17 protein-coding genes are annotated in these 15,624 nt (G+C 59.8%); 6 read left to right on the forward strand and 11 right to left on the reverse strand.

All coding sequences use genetic code 11. From position 1 onward, the window contains the following. The first annotated feature begins 134 nt into the window (after positions 1-134). Positions 135-1,856, forward strand: coding sequence for a ubiquinone-dependent pyruvate dehydrogenase (gene poxB, locus ASF13_RS13215; protein WP_056236925.1), 1,722 nt, complete (start codon positions 135-137; stop codon positions 1,854-1,856). A 245-nt stretch (positions 1,857-2,101) separates the two neighbouring features. On the opposite strand, the gene ASF13_RS13220 is transcribed toward poxB, so the two are convergent. The 3 genes from ASF13_RS13220 to ASF13_RS24355 are packed head-to-tail and all read right to left on the reverse strand — an operon-like array spanning position 2,102 to position 3,481. After that, positions 2,102-2,947, reverse strand: a complete 846-nt coding sequence (locus ASF13_RS13220) for an N-acetylmuramoyl-L-alanine amidase (RefSeq protein ID WP_056237177.1) — start codon at positions 2,945-2,947, stop codon at positions 2,102-2,104. Positions 2,948-2,964: 17 nt separating this feature from the next. After that, positions 2,965-3,288, reverse strand: coding sequence for a heavy metal-binding domain-containing protein (locus ASF13_RS13225; RefSeq protein WP_056237178.1), 324 nt, complete (start codon positions 3,286-3,288; stop codon positions 2,965-2,967). 16 nt (positions 3,289-3,304) lie between these two features. Further along, entirely contained in the window at positions 3,305-3,481 is a 177-nt protein-coding gene (locus ASF13_RS24355) for a hypothetical protein (RefSeq protein ID WP_156365592.1), read from the reverse strand. A gap of 177 nt (positions 3,482-3,658) precedes the next feature. Between ASF13_RS24355 and artP the strand changes: the two genes are divergently transcribed. The 5 genes from artP (at position 3,659) to ASF13_RS13250 (ending at position 7,377) form a co-directional block, all read left to right on the forward strand. Further along, positions 3,659-4,387: an arginine ABC transporter ATP-binding protein ArtP gene (artP, locus tag ASF13_RS13230; RefSeq protein WP_056236927.1), complete on the forward strand. Its 729-nt coding sequence runs from the start codon at positions 3,659-3,661 to the stop codon at positions 4,385-4,387. Positions 4,388-4,401: 14 nt separating this feature from the next. Then, positions 4,402-5,133: an arginine ABC transporter substrate-binding protein gene (gene artJ / locus ASF13_RS13235; protein ID WP_056236929.1), complete on the forward strand. Its 732-nt coding sequence runs from the start codon at positions 4,402-4,404 to the stop codon at positions 5,131-5,133. Between the two features lie 3 nt (positions 5,134-5,136). Further along, entirely contained in the window at positions 5,137-5,853 is a 717-nt protein-coding gene (gene artQ / locus ASF13_RS13240) for an arginine ABC transporter permease ArtQ (RefSeq protein WP_056236931.1), read from the forward strand. Then, positions 5,853-6,521, forward strand: a complete 669-nt coding sequence (gene artM / locus ASF13_RS13245) for an arginine ABC transporter permease ArtM (RefSeq protein WP_056236933.1) — start codon at positions 5,853-5,855, stop codon at positions 6,519-6,521. Before artQ ends, artM begins: the two co-directional genes overlap by 1 nt. A gap of 124 nt (positions 6,522-6,645) precedes the next feature. Further along, positions 6,646-7,377, forward strand: coding sequence for an arginine ABC transporter substrate-binding protein (locus ASF13_RS13250; RefSeq protein ID WP_056236936.1), 732 nt, complete (start codon positions 6,646-6,648; stop codon positions 7,375-7,377). Positions 7,378-7,434: 57 nt separating this feature from the next. On the opposite strand, the gene rlmC is transcribed toward ASF13_RS13250, so the two are convergent. The 8 genes from rlmC to rimK form a co-directional block, all read right to left on the reverse strand. Further along, positions 7,435-8,562, reverse strand: coding sequence for a 23S rRNA (uracil(747)-C(5))-methyltransferase RlmC (rlmC, locus tag ASF13_RS13255; RefSeq protein ID WP_056236938.1), 1,128 nt, complete (start codon positions 8,560-8,562; stop codon positions 7,435-7,437). 69 nt (positions 8,563-8,631) lie between these two features. Continuing rightward, positions 8,632-9,117: a YbjO family protein gene (locus tag ASF13_RS13260; protein ID WP_056237180.1), complete on the reverse strand. Its 486-nt coding sequence runs from the start codon at positions 9,115-9,117 to the stop codon at positions 8,632-8,634. Between the two features lie 383 nt (positions 9,118-9,500). Beyond that, positions 9,501-10,343, reverse strand: a complete 843-nt coding sequence (potI, locus tag ASF13_RS13265; protein WP_056236940.1) for a putrescine ABC transporter permease PotI — start codon at positions 10,341-10,343, stop codon at positions 9,501-9,503. Next, a complete protein-coding gene (gene potH / locus ASF13_RS13270) occupies positions 10,340-11,305 on the reverse strand; it encodes a putrescine ABC transporter permease PotH (protein WP_056236942.1) in 966 nt (321 codons plus the stop codon). The genes potI and potH overlap by 4 nt, the downstream gene beginning before the upstream one ends. 10 nt (positions 11,306-11,315) lie before the next feature. Continuing rightward, complete coding sequence (potG, locus tag ASF13_RS13275; protein WP_199177659.1) at positions 11,316-12,449, reverse strand: putrescine ABC transporter ATP-binding subunit PotG; 1,134 nt, start codon at positions 12,447-12,449, stop codon at positions 11,316-11,318. A 129-nt stretch (positions 12,450-12,578) separates the two neighbouring features. Beyond that, a complete protein-coding gene (gene potF, locus ASF13_RS13280; protein ID WP_056236946.1) occupies positions 12,579-13,688 on the reverse strand; it encodes a spermidine/putrescine ABC transporter substrate-binding protein PotF in 1,110 nt (369 codons plus the stop codon). Between the two features lie 439 nt (positions 13,689-14,127). Beyond that, positions 14,128-14,613, reverse strand: a complete 486-nt coding sequence (locus tag ASF13_RS13285) for a YbjN domain-containing protein (RefSeq protein ID WP_056236948.1) — start codon at positions 14,611-14,613, stop codon at positions 14,128-14,130. Between the two features lie 86 nt (positions 14,614-14,699). After that, positions 14,700-15,602, reverse strand: coding sequence for a 30S ribosomal protein S6--L-glutamate ligase (rimK, locus tag ASF13_RS13290; protein WP_056236950.1), 903 nt, complete (start codon positions 15,600-15,602; stop codon positions 14,700-14,702). Positions 15,603-15,624 lie beyond the last annotated feature (22 nt).

Below are 15,624 nucleotides of genomic sequence, written 5' to 3' on the forward strand. Positions count from 1 at the left end.
GCCGGTCAAGCTGCCAGCACAGATTTCCCGCCAGGGCTGCGGTTCACCACGCCGCCGGACCCCGATCTCACGTAATGCCAGGCACGCAGCGCCAGGTCAACTATGCTTGTGGCTCGACAGAAAAGGAGACAAGCATGAAACACACCGTTGCTGCACTGCTGGCAAAAACGCTGGAGAACGCCGGGGTTAAACGGATCTGGGGCGTTACCGGCGATTCGCTGAACGGCCTCAGCGATAGCCTCAACCGCATGGGGACCATCGACTGGATGCCCACCCGCCATGAAGAGGTCGCCGCCTTTGCCGCCGGTGCCGAAGCGCACATCAGCGGAGAGCTGGCGGTCTGCGCCGGCTCCTGCGGACCGGGTAATCTGCACCTGATTAACGGTCTGTTTGACTGTCACCGTAACCGCGTCCCGGTGCTGGCGATCGCCGCGCACATTCCGTCGAGCGAGATCGGCAGCAACTATTTTCAGGAGACCCATCCGCAGGAGCTGTTCCGTGAATGCAGCCATTACTGTGAGCTGGTGTCGAACCCGGAGCAGCTGCCGCAGGTGCTGGGGATCGCCATGCGCCAGGCGATCCTCAACCGCGGCGTCTCGGTAGTGGTGATCCCCGGCGACGTGGCGCTGCAGCCCGCGCCGGAAGGTGCCAGCGCGGAGTGGTATCCACCGCTGCTGCCGCAGGTGCAACCGCAGCCTGCCGAGCTGGAGACGCTGGCGACGGCGCTCAACGCAGCACAAAACATTACCCTGCTGTGCGGCAGCGGCTGCGCCGGGGCGCATGCCGAGGTGGTGGCGCTGGCTGAGACGCTGAAAGCGCCGGTGGTGCACGCGCTGCGCGGCAAAGAGCACATCGAATACGACAACCCGTATGACGTCGGCATGACCGGACTGATCGGCTTCTCATCGGGCTACCATGCGATGATGAACGCCGACACGCTGCTGGTGCTCGGCAGCCAGTTCCCCTATCGCGCCTTCTACCCGGAGAAAGCGCAGATCATCCAGATCGATATCAATCCCGCCAGCCTCGGCAGCCACAGCCACGTAAATATGGCGCTGGTCGGCGATATCAAAACCACCCTTAACGCGCTGCTGCCGCAGCTGACGGAAAAGCAGGATCGCGGTTTCCTCGACAAGGCGCTGGCCCACTACGCCACCGCGCGCAGGGATCTTGACGATCTCGCCACCGCTAACGATAAGCAGCCGATCCACCCGCAGTATCTGGCGCAGCAGATTAGCCGGCTGGCCGCCGATGATGCGATCTTCAGCTGCGACGTTGGCACGCCGACCGTCTGGGCCGCCCGTTACCTGCAGATGAACGGCCGGCGTCGCCTGATCGGCTCGTTCAGCCACGGCTCGATGGCCAATGCGATGCCGCAGGCGCTGGGCGCGCAGGCGATCGACCCGCAGCGCCAGGTGGTGGCGCTGTGCGGCGACGGCGGCTTCAGCATGCTGATGGGGGATTTCCTTTCGCTGGCGCAGCTGAAGCTGCCGGTGAAGATCGTGGTATTTAATAACAGTTCGCTGGGCTTTGTGGCGATGGAGATGAAGTCCGGTGGCTACCTGACCGACGGCACCGACCTGCACAACCCGGACTTCGCCGCCATTGCCCGCGCCTGCGGCGTGCACGGCGTGCGCGTGGAGAAGGCCTCAGAGCTTGACGGTGCGCTGCAGCAGGCGTTCGCCCACGACGGCCCGGCGCTGATTGACGTGGTGACGGCAAAAGAGGAGCTGGCGATGCCGCCGGAGATCAAACTGGAGCAGGCGAAGGGCTTTAGCCTCTATATGCTGCGGGCGATCATCAACGGACGCGGCAATGAAGTGGTAGAGCTGGCTAAAACCAACTGGCTGCGGTAAGCCCGCCCACCCGCACAGAGGTGTGCTGCGACAAACCGATGACACAGGCCTCTGCGTCGACGTCACTGCGCAACGCTAATCAGCCCCCGGCAATGGCCGCCGGGGGAGCGTTTCAAGGCAGAGTCGCTTTTGAACATGGCTTCCCGACTCATGCCGCCAGCGGAAAGAATGCCCTGGCAAGGAGTCGCTTCTGAACGTAATTCCCCGAACAGTGCCGCCGGCGGGGAGAGCGTCTCAATAAGGGGTTACTCCTGGCCGCCGTACTTCTCCAGCAGCGCGGCGGCAATCGCCTCGGTTTCAGCATCGGCGATGCCGCGATAATCCGTCGGGCGGAAGTGCATCTGAAACGCCGTGATGGTGGCCTGCTGCTGATAGGCCGCCAGCTGCGGCGTTATCTCATAGCCGTAGCGCGCCAGCAGCGCCAGCAGCTTAGCCTTATCCACCCGCTGCGTGGCCGGCCTTCCTGCAAGGTAAAACGCCACGCGATCGGCATCCGGCCAGGCCCCGACGCCCTGTTCAGCCAGCCACTGCCAGGGGAACAGCGGGCCCGGATCCTGTTTGCGCAGCGGGGCAATATCGCTGTGCGCCACCACGTCCTGCGGCTGAATGCCGTAGCGCTTAACGATATCGCGGGCCAGCGGCAGCAGTGCCGCCATCTGCGCGGGTGCAAACGGCGTCCAGCGGATGCCGCCGGCCGTCTTTTGCCAGCCGGGGTTCTCCAGCTCAATGCCGATCGAGGTGTCGTTCAGCCGGGTGGCCCCGCGCCAGTAGCTGATCCCCGCGTGCCAGGCCAGCATTGACTCCGGCACCAGCCGCCACACCAGCGGCTGTCCGTCATACTGCGGCGGGCTGGCAGGCAGCAGATAGTGGGCGCTTACCGCATGGTTGGTCAGCGTGTTCAGCGAGGGTGAAAAATCACCGGCGGTATAGTGGAGCACCAGCACCTTGATGCGCGGGCGGGCACCGTACGCTTCCTGGCGGGTGTCGACCGTGTAACCCTGCTGCGGCTGCAGCCCGCGCGGGGTGATTGAGGTGAGCAGCCACACCGCCAGCAGCAGCAGCAGCGGGCGGATCACGTCCAGCGGTCTTATTGTGGGCAGAGAACGCATCAACGGGCCAGCTTCACCGCCGTACCGGTCACGCTGACCATCAGCATGCTGCTGTTTTTACCCACGGTTTCGTAATCAATATCAATGCCGACCACCGCATCCGCCCCCAGCGACTGCGCCTGCTGTTCCAGCTCGGCAAAGGCAATTTTCCGCGCTTTATTCAGTTCCTTCTCATAGGCTCCGGCACGCCCGCCGACGATATCGCGGATACCGGCAAAAAAGTCGCGGAAGACGTTGGCCCCGAGGATCGCCTCGCCGGTGACCACGCCGCAGTATTCGCGAATCGGCTGGCCTTCCAGCGTGGGTGTTGTGGAAAATTTCATCGTACGCACCTTATCATCAGAAGTGGGGAAGCTGTCCGGGGAGTAATAGTACGTTTTGCGCCAGCAGAAGCAAATCACCTGCGGCCATTGCGCCATTTTTCAGCAGCACAATGGCGATCCCCGGCCAGAGATGAACAGATAACAAACAACGCCCGGCGGATATATGGCGCTGCGGCCCATCCGGTTTCGACATTAGTCACACAACTGCATAACCGCAGCGCTAAATTTACCCAAAATCGCTTACATCACGCTATGATGTGCTAATCTTTATCCACCCTGCCCGCATTTATAAATTTTAACCCACGATGATTGCATAACTATTCTGTCGACGTTAAGATTCGCGGCATCAATTGCTATTCACTTTTTGCGCATGAGTATTCAACTAAACGCTATTAACTGCTTCTACGGTGCTCATCAGGCGCTGTTTGACATTCAACTGGATTGCCCGCAGGGCGAGACGTTGGTTTTACTGGGGCCAAGCGGCGCCGGTAAGAGCTCGCTGCTGCGCGTGTTAAACCTGCTGGAGATGCCGCGTACCGGTACGCTCTCCATCGCCGGTAGCCACTTTGACTTCAGCAAACCTCCCGCTGATGCGGCGATCCGTGAACTGCGCCAGAACGTCGGCATGGTGTTCCAGCAGTATAATCTGTGGCCGCATCTGACCGTGGCGCAGAACCTGATCGAAGCCCCCTGCCGGGTGCTGGGTCTCAGCAAAGCGCTGGCGCACGATCGCGCCGCGAAGCTGCTGGATCGCCTGCGCCTGACGCCGTTTACCGATCGCTATCCACTGCACCTTTCCGGCGGCCAGCAGCAGCGCGTGGCGATTGCCCGTGCGCTGATGATGGAGCCGGCGGTGCTGCTGTTTGATGAACCCACGGCCGCGCTGGACCCGGAAATCACCGCCCAGATCGTCAGCATTATCCGCGAGCTGGCCGAAACGCACATCACCCAGGTGATCGTCACCCATGAGGTGGAAGTGGCGCGCAAAACCGCCAGTCGGGTGGTCTATATGGAAAACGGTTATATCGTCGAACAGGGAGACGCCAGCTGCTTCTCTCAGCCGCAAACCGCGGCCTTTGCCAGTTATCTTTCGCACTAATTCAGGATACAACGATGAAAAAGATGGTTATTGCCGCCCTGCTTGCCAGCGTCAGCCTGAGTGCCGGCGCGGCGCAAACCCTGCGCTTCGCCACTGAAGCCTCCTATCCGCCGTTTGAGTTTGTTGACTCAGACAACAAAATCCAGGGCTTCGACGTCGATCTGGCCAACGCCCTGTGCCGTGAAATGGCGGTGGAGTGCACCTTTACCAACCAGGCCTTTGACAGCCTGATCCCCAGCCTGAAGTTCCGCCGTTTCGACGCGGTAATGGCCGGCATGGATATCACCCCGGAGCGTGAACAGCAGGTGCTGTTTACCAAAGCCTACTACGACAACTCCGCGCTGTTTATTACCCAGAAGGGTAAATTCAACGACGTGGCGGCGCTCAACGGCAAGCGCATCGGCGTGCAGAACGGCACCACCCACCAGAAATACCTCAGCGATAAGCAGACCGGGCTGAAAGTGGTGCCTTACGACAGCTATCAGAACGCCATCCTCGACCTGAAAAATGGCCGTATTGATGCGGTGTTCGGCGACACGGCGGTGGTCAACGAGTGGCTGAAGCAGAACGCCAGCCTGGCCCCGCTGGGTGAAAAAGTGACCGACAAAGCCTACTTCGGCACCGGTCTTGGCATCGCCGTGCGTCAGGGCAACAGCGAGCTGCAGGGTAAATTCAACGCAGCGCTGGACAAGGTAAAAGCCGACGGCACCTATAAAACCATCTACAGCAAGTGGTTCCAGCAGTAAGTAATGAACGAACTTTATTCTCTTGCCAGCGCCGCCGGGATGACCGTCGGCCTCGCCGTCTGTTCGCTGATCGCCGGGTTAAGCCTGGCGATGATCTTCGCCATGTGGGAATCTGCCCGCTGGCGGCCGCTGGCGTGGCTCGGCACCCTGCTGGTCACGCTGTTTCGCGGGCTGCCGGAAATCCTGGTGGTTCTGTTTGTCTACTTCGGCGCGTCGCAGCTGCTGCTGACCCTGTCGGACGGCTTTACCCTCAATCTGGGGGTGGTGCAGATCCCGGTGCAGATGCAGATCGACAACTTCGACGTCAGCCCGTTCCTCTGCGGGGTGATTGCGCTGGCCGTGCTTTATGCGTCGTACGCCTCGCAGACGCTGCGCGGCGCGCTGCAGGCGGTACCCGCCGGCCAGTGGGAGTCGGGCCAGGCGCTGGGCATGCGTCGTTCGGCGATCTTCTTCCGGCTGATTATGCCGCAGATGTGGCGCCATGCGCTGCCGGGGCTGGGTAACCAGTGGCTGGTGTTATTGAAAGACACGGCGCTGGTGTCGCTGATTAGCGTGAACGATATTATGCTGCAAACCAAAAGTATTGCCGTGCGCACCCAGGAGCCCTTCACCTGGTACGCGATCGCCGCGGCAATTTACCTGCTGATCACCCTGTTCAGCCAGGCGATTTTAAAACGTATTGAGCTGCGCACCACCCGGTTCGAAAGAGGGAACGGCTGATGCTGAGCTATTTTCCCGAGCTGCTGAAGGGGCTGCAGACCAGCCTGACGCTGACGCTGGCCTCGCTGCTGCTGGCGCTGGTGCTGGCGCTGGTGTTCACGGTGATCCTGGCGCTGAAGGTGCCGGTGCTGAGCCTGCTGACCCGGGCTTATATCACCCTGTTTACCGGTACGCCGCTGCTGGTGCAGATTTTCCTGATTTACTACGGCCCGGGGCAGTTTCCGACTATCCAGACCATTCCGTGGCTGTGGGCGCTGCTGTCGCAGCCGTGGCTGTGCGCCCTGCTGGCGCTGTCGCTGAACAGTGCTGCCTATACCGCGCTGCTGTTCCACGGTGCGGTGCGGGCGATACCGGCCGGGCAGTGGCAGGCCTGTGCGGCGCTGGGGATGAGCCGCAAAGACCAGCTGCGCATCCTGCTGCCGTACGCCTTTAAGCGCGCGCTCTCTTCGTACTCTAACGAGGTGGTGCTGGTGTTTAAAAGCACCTCGCTGGCCTATACCATCACGCTGATGGAAGTGATGGGGCACGGTCAGATGCTGTATGGCCGCACCTATGACGTGACGGTTTTCGCCGCCGCCGGCGTGGTGTACCTGTGCGTCAACGGCCTGCTGACGCTGCTGATGCGGCTGATCGAGCGCCGCGCGCTGGCCTTCGAGCGACGCCACTGATCTGCCCGATGCAGGTGCGCCTGCATCGGCGGATCATCCCCCTTCACGTCCGCTTAATCGGCGAATCATTCGCCGGGCGATAACCGATACTGTTCAGCACATTTTTAGCGCAAGGAAAGAAAAAATGAAAAAACTGCTTCTGGCCACCCTGCTTGCCAGCGTGACCTTTGGGACATTTGCCGCCGATAAAATCCGTTTTGCCTCGTCGGCCACCTACCCACCGTTTGAATCACTGGGCAGCGATAACCAGATCGTCGGTTTTGATATCGACCTGGCGAAGGCCCTGTGCGCCGAGATGAAAGCGGAGTGCAGCTTTACCAACAACCCGTTTGACAGCCTGGTACCGGCGCTGAAGTTCCGCCGCTACGACGCGGTCATCTCCGGTATGGACATCACCCCGGAGCGCAGCAAGCAGGTCAGCTTTACCCAGCCTTACTATGCCAACTCGGCCATCGTCATTGCCACCAAAGGCAAATACAACAGCCTGGCAGAGTTAAAGGGTAAACGCGTGGGGATTGAGAACGGCACCACCCACCAGAAATTCCTGCAGGAGCAGCACCCGGAGATCACCGCGGTGGCCTATGACAGCTACCAGAATGCGATCCTCGACCTGAAGAACAACCGCCTGGACGGCATCTTCGGCGATACGGCGGTAGTGAATCAGTGGCTGAAGGCCAACCCGAACCTGAGCACCGTCGGTGAGCACGTTACCGACAGCGCCTACTTCGGTACCGGGCTGGGCATCGCCGTGCGCAAGGATAACGACGCGCTGCTGGCGAAGCTGAACGCGGCGATCGACACCTTACGCGCCAACGGCACTATCGATAAGATTAACCAGCGCTGGTTCCCGGAATAAGCCACGCCCGGATCTGAGCGGCTGGCGCAGCGGCAGGCCTGCGCTGCACCAGCCGCCTCAGACGCGCTGTAACAGCGTCAGCACTTCATAGTGCGCGGTGTGCGGGAACATATCAAACAGCTGCACCCGCACGATGCGGTAAGCGCTGAGGCGGCCGATGTCGCTGGCCATGCTGACGGCGTTACAGCTCGAATAGAGGATCCACGGCGGGGCCATCTTCTCCAGATAATCGCAGAGCGCTTCGCCAATGCCGCGACGCGGCGGATTCACCAGCACCAGCTCCGGCACGCTGCCTTCGGCGGTGGCAAAGGCGGTGGAATCCAGCGCGGCAAAACTCACCCGTTCCAGCCCCATCTCAGCGGCGGACCGCTGCGCGCAGGCGATCGCCTCTTTGCTGATCTCGATGCCGGTCAGATGCATCTGCGGCGTGGCACAGTGCAGGCCAAAACCGCCAACGCCGCAGAACAGGTCCCACATCGCGCTGATGTTCAGCTCGCGCACCCAGTCACGGGCGGTGGCGTACAGCCCGGCCGCCACCTGAGGGTTGGTCTGGAAGAAGCTTTTCGGCAGCACCGAGAGCGGCACGTCGTTAAAGCGTTCGCTGAGCACCTGATTTTCGGTTAACGGGATCTCCTCCTCCCCTTCCATAATCGCCATCGGCACCGGCTGAATATTGGCCGAAATTGCCGCCAGCTGCGGCAACGCCTGCCGTAACGCCGGCAGCGCCGCGCGCAGCTGTGCCAGTTTGGCGGTGGATCGCAGCACAAAGCGCAGCATCAGCTGGCCGCTGAACTGGCTTTCGGTCAGCAGGATGTACTTCAGCTCGCCGCGGCGGCGCGCCACGTTATACGGGGTCAGACCGGCGCGGGCGATAAACGGGCGCAGTTCGGCAAACACGGCGGCAAAGCTGTCGGGATAGAGCGGGCAGTCGGCCAGGTCAACCGGCGTGCCGTCACGGTGCAGCATCCCCAGCAGCGGGCGTTCAACGCTGCCGCTGACCACCATCTTGGCTTTATTGCGGAATTTTTGCTGCGGTGATACCACCGGCTCTCGCCACTGCGCCACGGGAAAAGCGTCCAGCAGCTGCTGCAGATGCGACTGTTTCTGTGTAAGTTGCTGAGGGTATGGGGTTTCAAGCCACTGGCATGAGCGGCAGCGGCCGGCGTCATAGAGCGCGCAATGCATGTTGATATCCGGGGAACAAAAGTGCAGTGCGCCAGTATACCCTGAAACCGCCGGGGATGGCAGCTTCCGCTATCTTCCCGGGCGGCGGTAAAACCCCCGGCTGCTCTGCGGCACAAACAGCAGCAGCAGCACCAGCAGGTCCGGGAAGCGGCTGGCGGCCAGCGAACGCACCATCTGCAGGGTGCTCTCGCCGTTAAGACTGAAAATTTCCGGATAGAAGCCGCTGACCGAGGCGACCAGCATATAGATAACCGTTAACAGCTGGGCGGCAAGAAAACCCCAGCGCCCCCAGTTCTGCCCGCGCAGCACGGCAAAGGCACAGCGCAGTTCGGCAAAAAACAGCAGCTGGCTGGCGACAAACAGCAGCGTCGAATCCCACGACTGTGCGCTGCGGTGGACAAAGTTCAGCGCCTCCTGCCATCCCAGCTCGTTGGCCAGCAGCAGCACGCCGATCAGCCGCGTGGCGATGATGGCGCTGGCCGCCACCCACACCGGCACCGGAATAGCGGCTTCCCGCCCGGATAATACCGAACCGGCCCTGAACACCTCTGACATTATGCTCTCCTGCTGTTTGCCGATGGCGCTGCCCATTACCGTCACCCTGACTGAGCGTGTGACAATACTCCTGACTGAAGTGACAGAATATTCCGCTAACCGCCTGAATAAAAGCAGGAATTAAATAATAGCCTTAAAAATAATGCTTATTTTTAAGTATTATCTGATAGATAACCCTGCCTCATTTTATTTAGTTCAAAACGGCAGAAGTTGCCAGCCATGACGCTGTTTTTTTGTGCGATTTAATAATGACAGCAGGAAAAGAGGAATAAGAGGAAGGTGCAGAAACGTCGCTCAGCGTTCAGTACGCCGGCAGGCGGAATAACCTGGCCGTGCGGGGGGATAAAAACAGCGGGAACGGCCTGAACCGTTCCCGCTACAGGTTACTGCCCGCGCGCCCGCTGAATATCTTTCAGGCGCTGCTTCTCTTCGTGGGCCATCAGTCGCCAGGCAACAAAGCCGACGAGTCCGACCACGAACAGGATCAGCGAGGCCAGCGCGTTGATCTCCGGGTTAACCCCGCGGCGCACCGTGGCAAAGATCTGCATCGGCAGCGTGGTGGCACCCGGCCCGGTGACGAAGCTGGAGATCACCAGGTCATCGAGCGACAGGGTGAACGCCAGCAGCCAGCCGGTGACCAGCGCCGGAGCGATCATCGGAACGGTGATCACAAAGAACACCTTCAGCGGTGCCGCACCCAGGTCCATCGCCGCCTCCTCTATCGAGCGGTCCAGCTCGCGCAGCCGCGAGTTAACCACCACCGCCACGTAGGCGGTACAGAAGGTGACGTGGGCCAGCCAGATGGTCAGCATGCCGCGATCGGCCGGCCAGCCGAAGGCGTTGGCCATCGCTACAAACAGCAGCAGCAGCGACAGGCCGGTGATCACGTCGGGCATCACCAGCGGCGCGGTGAGCATAAAGGCAAAGCCGGTATGACCACGGAAACGGCCAAAGCGCACGATAATCACCGCGGCGATGGTGCCGAGGATCACCGCGGCGGTGGCCGACAGCGCGGCGATAGTCAGGCTGAGGGTCACCGCGCTTATCATCGCATCGTCGTTAAACAGCACCTTATACCAGTGCAGCGAGAAGCTCTCCCAGGCCGCCAGCTGCGAGGAGTTAAACGAGTAGACCACCAGCAGCAGCATCGGCGCGTAGAGAAAGAAGAAGCACACCGCGAGGATCAGCGTGCGCCACTTCGAACGAATGGTTGGCAACTGATTCATGCTTTATCCCCCATCTCTTTATTCTGATGCTTGTGGAACCAGATAATCGGCAGGATCAGGATCAGCAGAATAATCACCGCCAGCGCCGAGGCGACCGGCCAGTCACGATTGTTAAAGAACTCCTGCCACAGCACGCGGCCGATCATAATGCTGTCCGGGCCACCGAGCAGTTCCGGGATCACGTACTCCCCTACCGCCGGAATAAACACCAGCATTGAACCGGCAATGATGCCGCCTTTGGTTAACGGCACGATCACGCTGAAGAAGGTTTTCATCGGACGCGCGCCCAGATCGAGCGAGGCCTCCACCAGCGAGTAATCGATGCGCGTCAGCGCGGTGTAAATCGGCAACACCATAAACGGCAGGTAGCAGTAAACGATGCCGATATACACCGCCAGGTTGGTATATAAGATGGCAACTGGCTGATCGGTCAGACCCGTCCACATCAGAAAACGGTTCAATATGCCGTTATCGTTGAGGATGCCCATCCAGGCGTAGACGCGCACCAGAAACGAGGTCCACGACGGCAGGATCACCAGCAGCAGCAAAATATTGCGCGTCGACGGCCTGGCGTGCGCCACCGCCCACGCCAGCGGGTAGCCGATCAGCAGGCAGATCGCCGTTGAGATCGCCGCCACCTGCAGCGAGTGCAGATAGGCATCGATATAGAGCGCATCATCGGTCAGGGTGAAATAGTTGGCGAAGTTAAGCGCCACGGTCAGCTGGTCGTCCGCCCAGCTCAGCAGCTCGGTATACGGCGGAATGGCGCGCGCCACCTCAGCAAAGCTGATCTTCAGCACGATCAGGAACGGCAGTAAAAACAGCAACAGCAGCCAGACGTAAGGCAGCGCGATCACCAGCTTGCGGCCGTGCGCCATCTGCAGACGGGTCAGCAGCCCTTTAATACCGGTCTGCTGGCCGCTTGGCGCTCTGGCGCGGCGTTCGGTAAATAGTTGGCTCATTACTCCTCCATCAGACCGTCAGAACCACACAGCTGTCAGACTCCCAGCACAGGCGCACCTCGTCACCCCAGGTTGGCGTACCCTGACGGAAGCGGTCGGCGTTCTGCAGCTGCGCGCTGATCATCTGGCCACTCTGCAGACGCACGTGGTAGATCGACAGGTCGCCGAGATAGGCAATATGCACCACCTCGCCCACCGCGAAGTTACAACCGTCGGCCGGTACTTCGTCGCACAGCATCACTTTTTCCGGGCGCAGCGCTACCGACACCGGTACGCCATCCACCACCGAGGTATCCGACGCCACCTTCAGCGGATGGATCAGGCCCGGGCTGTCGATAATCAGGCCATCGTCCTGACGTTCGCGCAGCAGCCCCTCAAACAGGTTTACCGAACCAATAAACTCGGCGCTGAAGCGGGTGGTCGGGTGCTCGTAAATCTCTTCCGGCTCGCCGATCTGCACGAATTTTCCGCGGTTCATGATCGCAATACGCCCGGCCATGGTCATCGCTTCTTCCTGGTCGTGGGTCACCATGACGCAGGTCGCACCGACGCGCTCAAGAATATCCACCACTTCATGCTGCATGCGGTCGCGCAGCTTTTTATCCAGCGCGCCCATCGGTTCATCCAGCAGCAGCAGCCGCGGGCGTTTCGCCAGGCTGCGTGCCAGCGCCACGCGCTGCCGCTGGCCGCCGGAGAGCTGGTGCGGTTTACGTTTGGCGTACTCCTGCATGTGCACCAGCGTCAGCATTTCGGCCACGCGCTCGGCAATCTCTGCCTTCGGCAGCTTGTCCTGCTTCAGACCAAAAGCGATATTCTGCTCCACCGTCATATGCGGGAACAGCGCGTAGGACTGAAACATCATGTTGATCGGCCGCTGATAGGGCGGCACGTGGGAGAGATCTTTGCCATCCAGCACGATCTGCCCGTGCGTCGGCGGCTCAAAGCCGGCCAGCATACGCAGCAGCGTCGATTTCCCGCAGCCTGAGGCACCCAGCAGCGCGAAAATCTCGCCCTGATAGATGGTGAGGTTAACATCATCCACCGCGTGCTGGCCGTCAAACGACTTGGTCAGATTGCGGATCTCCAGCAGCGGCGTTAACGCCTTGCCAGCTTTTTGTTGAGGACGGACGATTGCGTCGTTCACTACCATTACTCTCCGGCGCTGTGCAGACTGACCCGTGCCACCGGGGTGGTCAGCCCTGAAAATAACAAAACAGAGGCCGGTAACTGCACCTCTGTTGCGTAAGCAAATGAGCCAGGCTCAGTGATTCAGTTATTTACCACTTTTAACTTTAGTCCATGCACGGGTACGCACACGGTCAAGTTTCGGGTCCTGAACCTTCAGAATAAACAGCTTGGCCATGGTTTCCGGCGTCGGATAGATGCCATGGTTGTTGCGAATAGCGTCATTAACAAACGGCAGGGACGCTTTCACGCCGCTGGCGTAGAAGATGGTGTTGGAGATATTCGCCATCACCTTCGGCTCCATCAGGTAGTTGATGAACTGATAGGCTTCATCCGGGTTTTTGGCATCTTTCGGGATCGCCAGCATATCGAAGAACGCCAGCGCGCCCTCTTTCGGGATCACATAGTTAATCACCACGCCGTTCTTCGCTTCCTCAGCGCGTTTTTTGCCCTGCAGGATGTCACCTGCCCAACCGACGGCCACGCAGATGTTGCCGTTTGCCAGGTCATTAATGTACTGGGAAGAGTGGAAATAGCGGATGCTCGGACGCAGCTTAAGCATCAGATCGGTAGCGGCACCGGAGTAATCCTTCGGATCGCTGCTGTTAGGATCTTTGCCGAGGTAGTTAAGTACGGTGGCGAAGATCTCTTCCGGGGCATCGAGGAAGGAGACGCCACAGCCCTTCAGTTTTTCCAGGTTTTCCGGCTTCAGCACCAGGTCCCAGCTGTCGACCGGCGCATCTTTGCCCAGCGCGGCTTTCACCTTCTCGACGTTATAGCCGATGCCGGTGGTGGCCCACAGGTAAGGAATCGCAAATTTATTGCCCGGATCGTGCTGCTCGAGCTTTTTCATCAGATCGGGATCGAGATTTTTGTAGTTCGGCAGCTTGCTGCGATCCAGCGGCAGAAACACGTCAGACTGCAGCTGACGCGCCAGGAAGCTGGAGGATGGCACCACCACGTCATAGCCGGTGCTGCCGGCCATCAGTTTGCCTTCCAGCACTTCGTTGGAATCGTAGACGTCGTAAACGGTTTTAATGCCGGTTTGCTTCTCAAAATCTGCCACGGTGGTCGGGGCAATATAGTCAGACCAGTTATAAACGTGCAGCGTCTTGTCTGCGGCCAGTGAACCCGCAGAGATCGCCATCAGCGACCCTGCAACCACGCCTGACAACCATTTTTTACGTTGGTTGAACATCTTCCATCCTCCTGAACTGAGATAGTCTTAAGCCGGGCAGGCGAACCGGTTTGCGCCTGCCAATACAGGTTCACTTTGAATCATTATTCAAGGTGTTGTTAATACTAAAAACCTATATTTCCGGGGACGTTGCACGCTTTTATGCAGCCCCGCCAGCATAGCCGCAGTCACCCTTTCAGACCAGTCCTCAAGCGTAAAAAACGGCTTTTATCGATTTTCTATGCAAGTTTGCGCACGGTGACAGGCCTTCAGTGGCCTAAACGCCAAAGAAAATCTGGTATAAACCGGAAAAATTCAGAAGAAAATGTGGCAACAATAACGGGAGAAACGCCAGGCAAAGGGTCAGCAGGCGCGGGAAACGAAGGGATTCAGTGGGGCAGAATAAAATACGGGCAGCTTACCGAGCTGCCCGCAGGATCGCGTGATGGAACTGAACGGGTCAGTGCAGCATCGAATTGCCGGACGCAACCGCGCCAGGCGCATCCTCATCGTCATCGCTGACCATCAGCAGATTATTTGCAAAGGCTTCCAGCACGATCATTGAGATCTGCTCTTCGCTCTGCTTCATAAAGTTGAGGAACTGTCCGTAGGTGACCCCGGCGGCAATGCTCAGCGACTGGCAGACGATCAGCTTCGGCAGGTTATCATCCTGAATATCCAGGAACGCTTTTACCGTCAGCGAACTGGCGTTGATCTGCGACAGGTCACCGACCAGCGGGATCAGCGCGGTGGGCTTCACCTCTGCCAGCGCCGAAAACAGGATCACGTTATCGACCAGATCCAGCTTGGCATCAAACACACCGTCGAAATTCTGCATATGCGGCAGATGCAACGCCTGACAGGAGTCACACTCAAACCAGGTAATGCTTTGCTGATCCAACCAGCGTCGTAACACGTCGAGGTCCGGAACGACGAGTGAATCCATTTGCTTACTCTCTTGCCGCAATAAAATTGCGCACTAGCTTACGTAAAAACATCGCTGAACACCACGTTTACGACAGAAATATGAACTCATCCACCCGTTTTTAGACAAAAACCGGGTCTGGCCTGGCGCTCTATCCATTCAATCATCATACCGGCGATATCCAGCCCGGTGGTCTTTTCAATCCCCTCCAGCCCCGGCGAGGCGTTAACCTCCATCACCAGCGGGCCGCGCGTGGCCCGCAGAATATCCACACCCGCCACGTCCAGCCCCAGCGTGGTGGCGGCGGTCACCGCAATGTTCCGCTCGGCCGCGGTAATATTGACCCGCTTTGCCGTCCCCCCGCGATGCAGGTTTGAGCGAAAATCCCCCTCTTTCGCCTCGCGCTCGATGGCCGCCACCACTTCCCCGCCAATCACCAGGCAACGAATATCCCGCCCCTGCGCCTCTTTAATAAACTCCTGCACCAGGATATGCGCGTTCAGCCCGCGAAAGGCGTCGATCACGCTCTCCGCCGCCTGCCGCGTTTCGGCCAGCACCACGCCGATTCCCTGGGTTCCCTCCAGCAGCTTGACCACCAGCGGCGCGCCGCCGACCATCTTGATCAGGTCGCTGGTGTCGTCCGGCGAGTGGGCAAAGCCGGTCACCGGCATAGCAATGCCGGCGCGCGCCAGCAGCTGCAGCGAGCGCAGCTTGTCACGCGCGCGGGCGATGGCCAGCGACTCGTTGAGCGGGTAACTGCCGCACATCTCAAACTGCCGCAGCACCGCCGTACCGTAAAAGGTGGTCGCCGAGCCGATGCGCGGGATCACCGCGTCAAACGGCTCCAGCTGCCGCCCGCGATAGTGGATCGCCGAGGCACCGGGGTTGATGTTCATATAGCAGGAGAGTGGATCGATCACCTCCATACTGTGGCCCCGCTGACGCGCGGCCTCCAGCAGACGCTGGCAGGAGTAAAGCGAACCATCACGGGACAGCAAAGCAATCTTCAACGGTAACCTCCGGCATAAATAC

This window comes from Erwinia sp. Leaf53 (assembly GCF_001422605.1).
Taxonomy (GTDB): Bacteria; Pseudomonadota; Gammaproteobacteria; order Enterobacterales; family Enterobacteriaceae; genus Erwinia.

Coding starts and splice junctions, on each gene's coding strand:
- potF (WP_056236946.1), bottom strand. CDS start 13,688: ATGTTCAACCAACGTAAAAAATGGTTGTCAGGCGTGGTTGCAGGGTCG.
- artJ (WP_056236929.1), top strand. CDS start 4,402: ATGAAAAAGATGGTTATTGCCGCCCTGCTTGCCAGCGTCAGCCTGAGT.
- artQ (WP_056236931.1), top strand. CDS start 5,137: ATGAACGAACTTTATTCTCTTGCCAGCGCCGCCGGGATGACCGTCGGC.
- artM (WP_056236933.1), top strand. CDS start 5,853: ATGCTGAGCTATTTTCCCGAGCTGCTGAAGGGGCTGCAGACCAGCCTG.
- ASF13_RS13250 (WP_056236936.1), top strand. CDS start 6,646: ATGAAAAAACTGCTTCTGGCCACCCTGCTTGCCAGCGTGACCTTTGGG.
- artP (WP_056236927.1), top strand. CDS start 3,659: ATGAGTATTCAACTAAACGCTATTAACTGCTTCTACGGTGCTCATCAG.
- potH (WP_056236942.1), bottom strand. CDS start 11,305: ATGAGCCAACTATTTACCGAACGCCGCGCCAGAGCGCCAAGCGGCCAG.
- rlmC (WP_056236938.1), bottom strand. CDS start 8,562: ATGCATTGCGCGCTCTATGACGCCGGCCGCTGCCGCTCATGCCAGTGG.
- ASF13_RS13285 (WP_056236948.1), bottom strand. CDS start 14,613: ATGGATTCACTCGTCGTTCCGGACCTCGACGTGTTACGACGCTGGTTG.
- ASF13_RS13225 (WP_056237178.1), bottom strand. CDS start 3,288: ATGAAATTTTCCACAACACCCACGCTGGAAGGCCAGCCGATTCGCGAA.
- potI (WP_056236940.1), bottom strand. CDS start 10,343: ATGAATCAGTTGCCAACCATTCGTTCGAAGTGGCGCACGCTGATCCTC.
- ASF13_RS13260 (WP_056237180.1), bottom strand. CDS start 9,117: ATGTCAGAGGTGTTCAGGGCCGGTTCGGTATTATCCGGGCGGGAAGCC.
- ASF13_RS24355 (WP_156365592.1), bottom strand. CDS start 3,481: ATGTCGAAACCGGATGGGCCGCAGCGCCATATATCCGCCGGGCGTTGT.
- poxB (WP_056236925.1), top strand. CDS start 135: ATGAAACACACCGTTGCTGCACTGCTGGCAAAAACGCTGGAGAACGCC.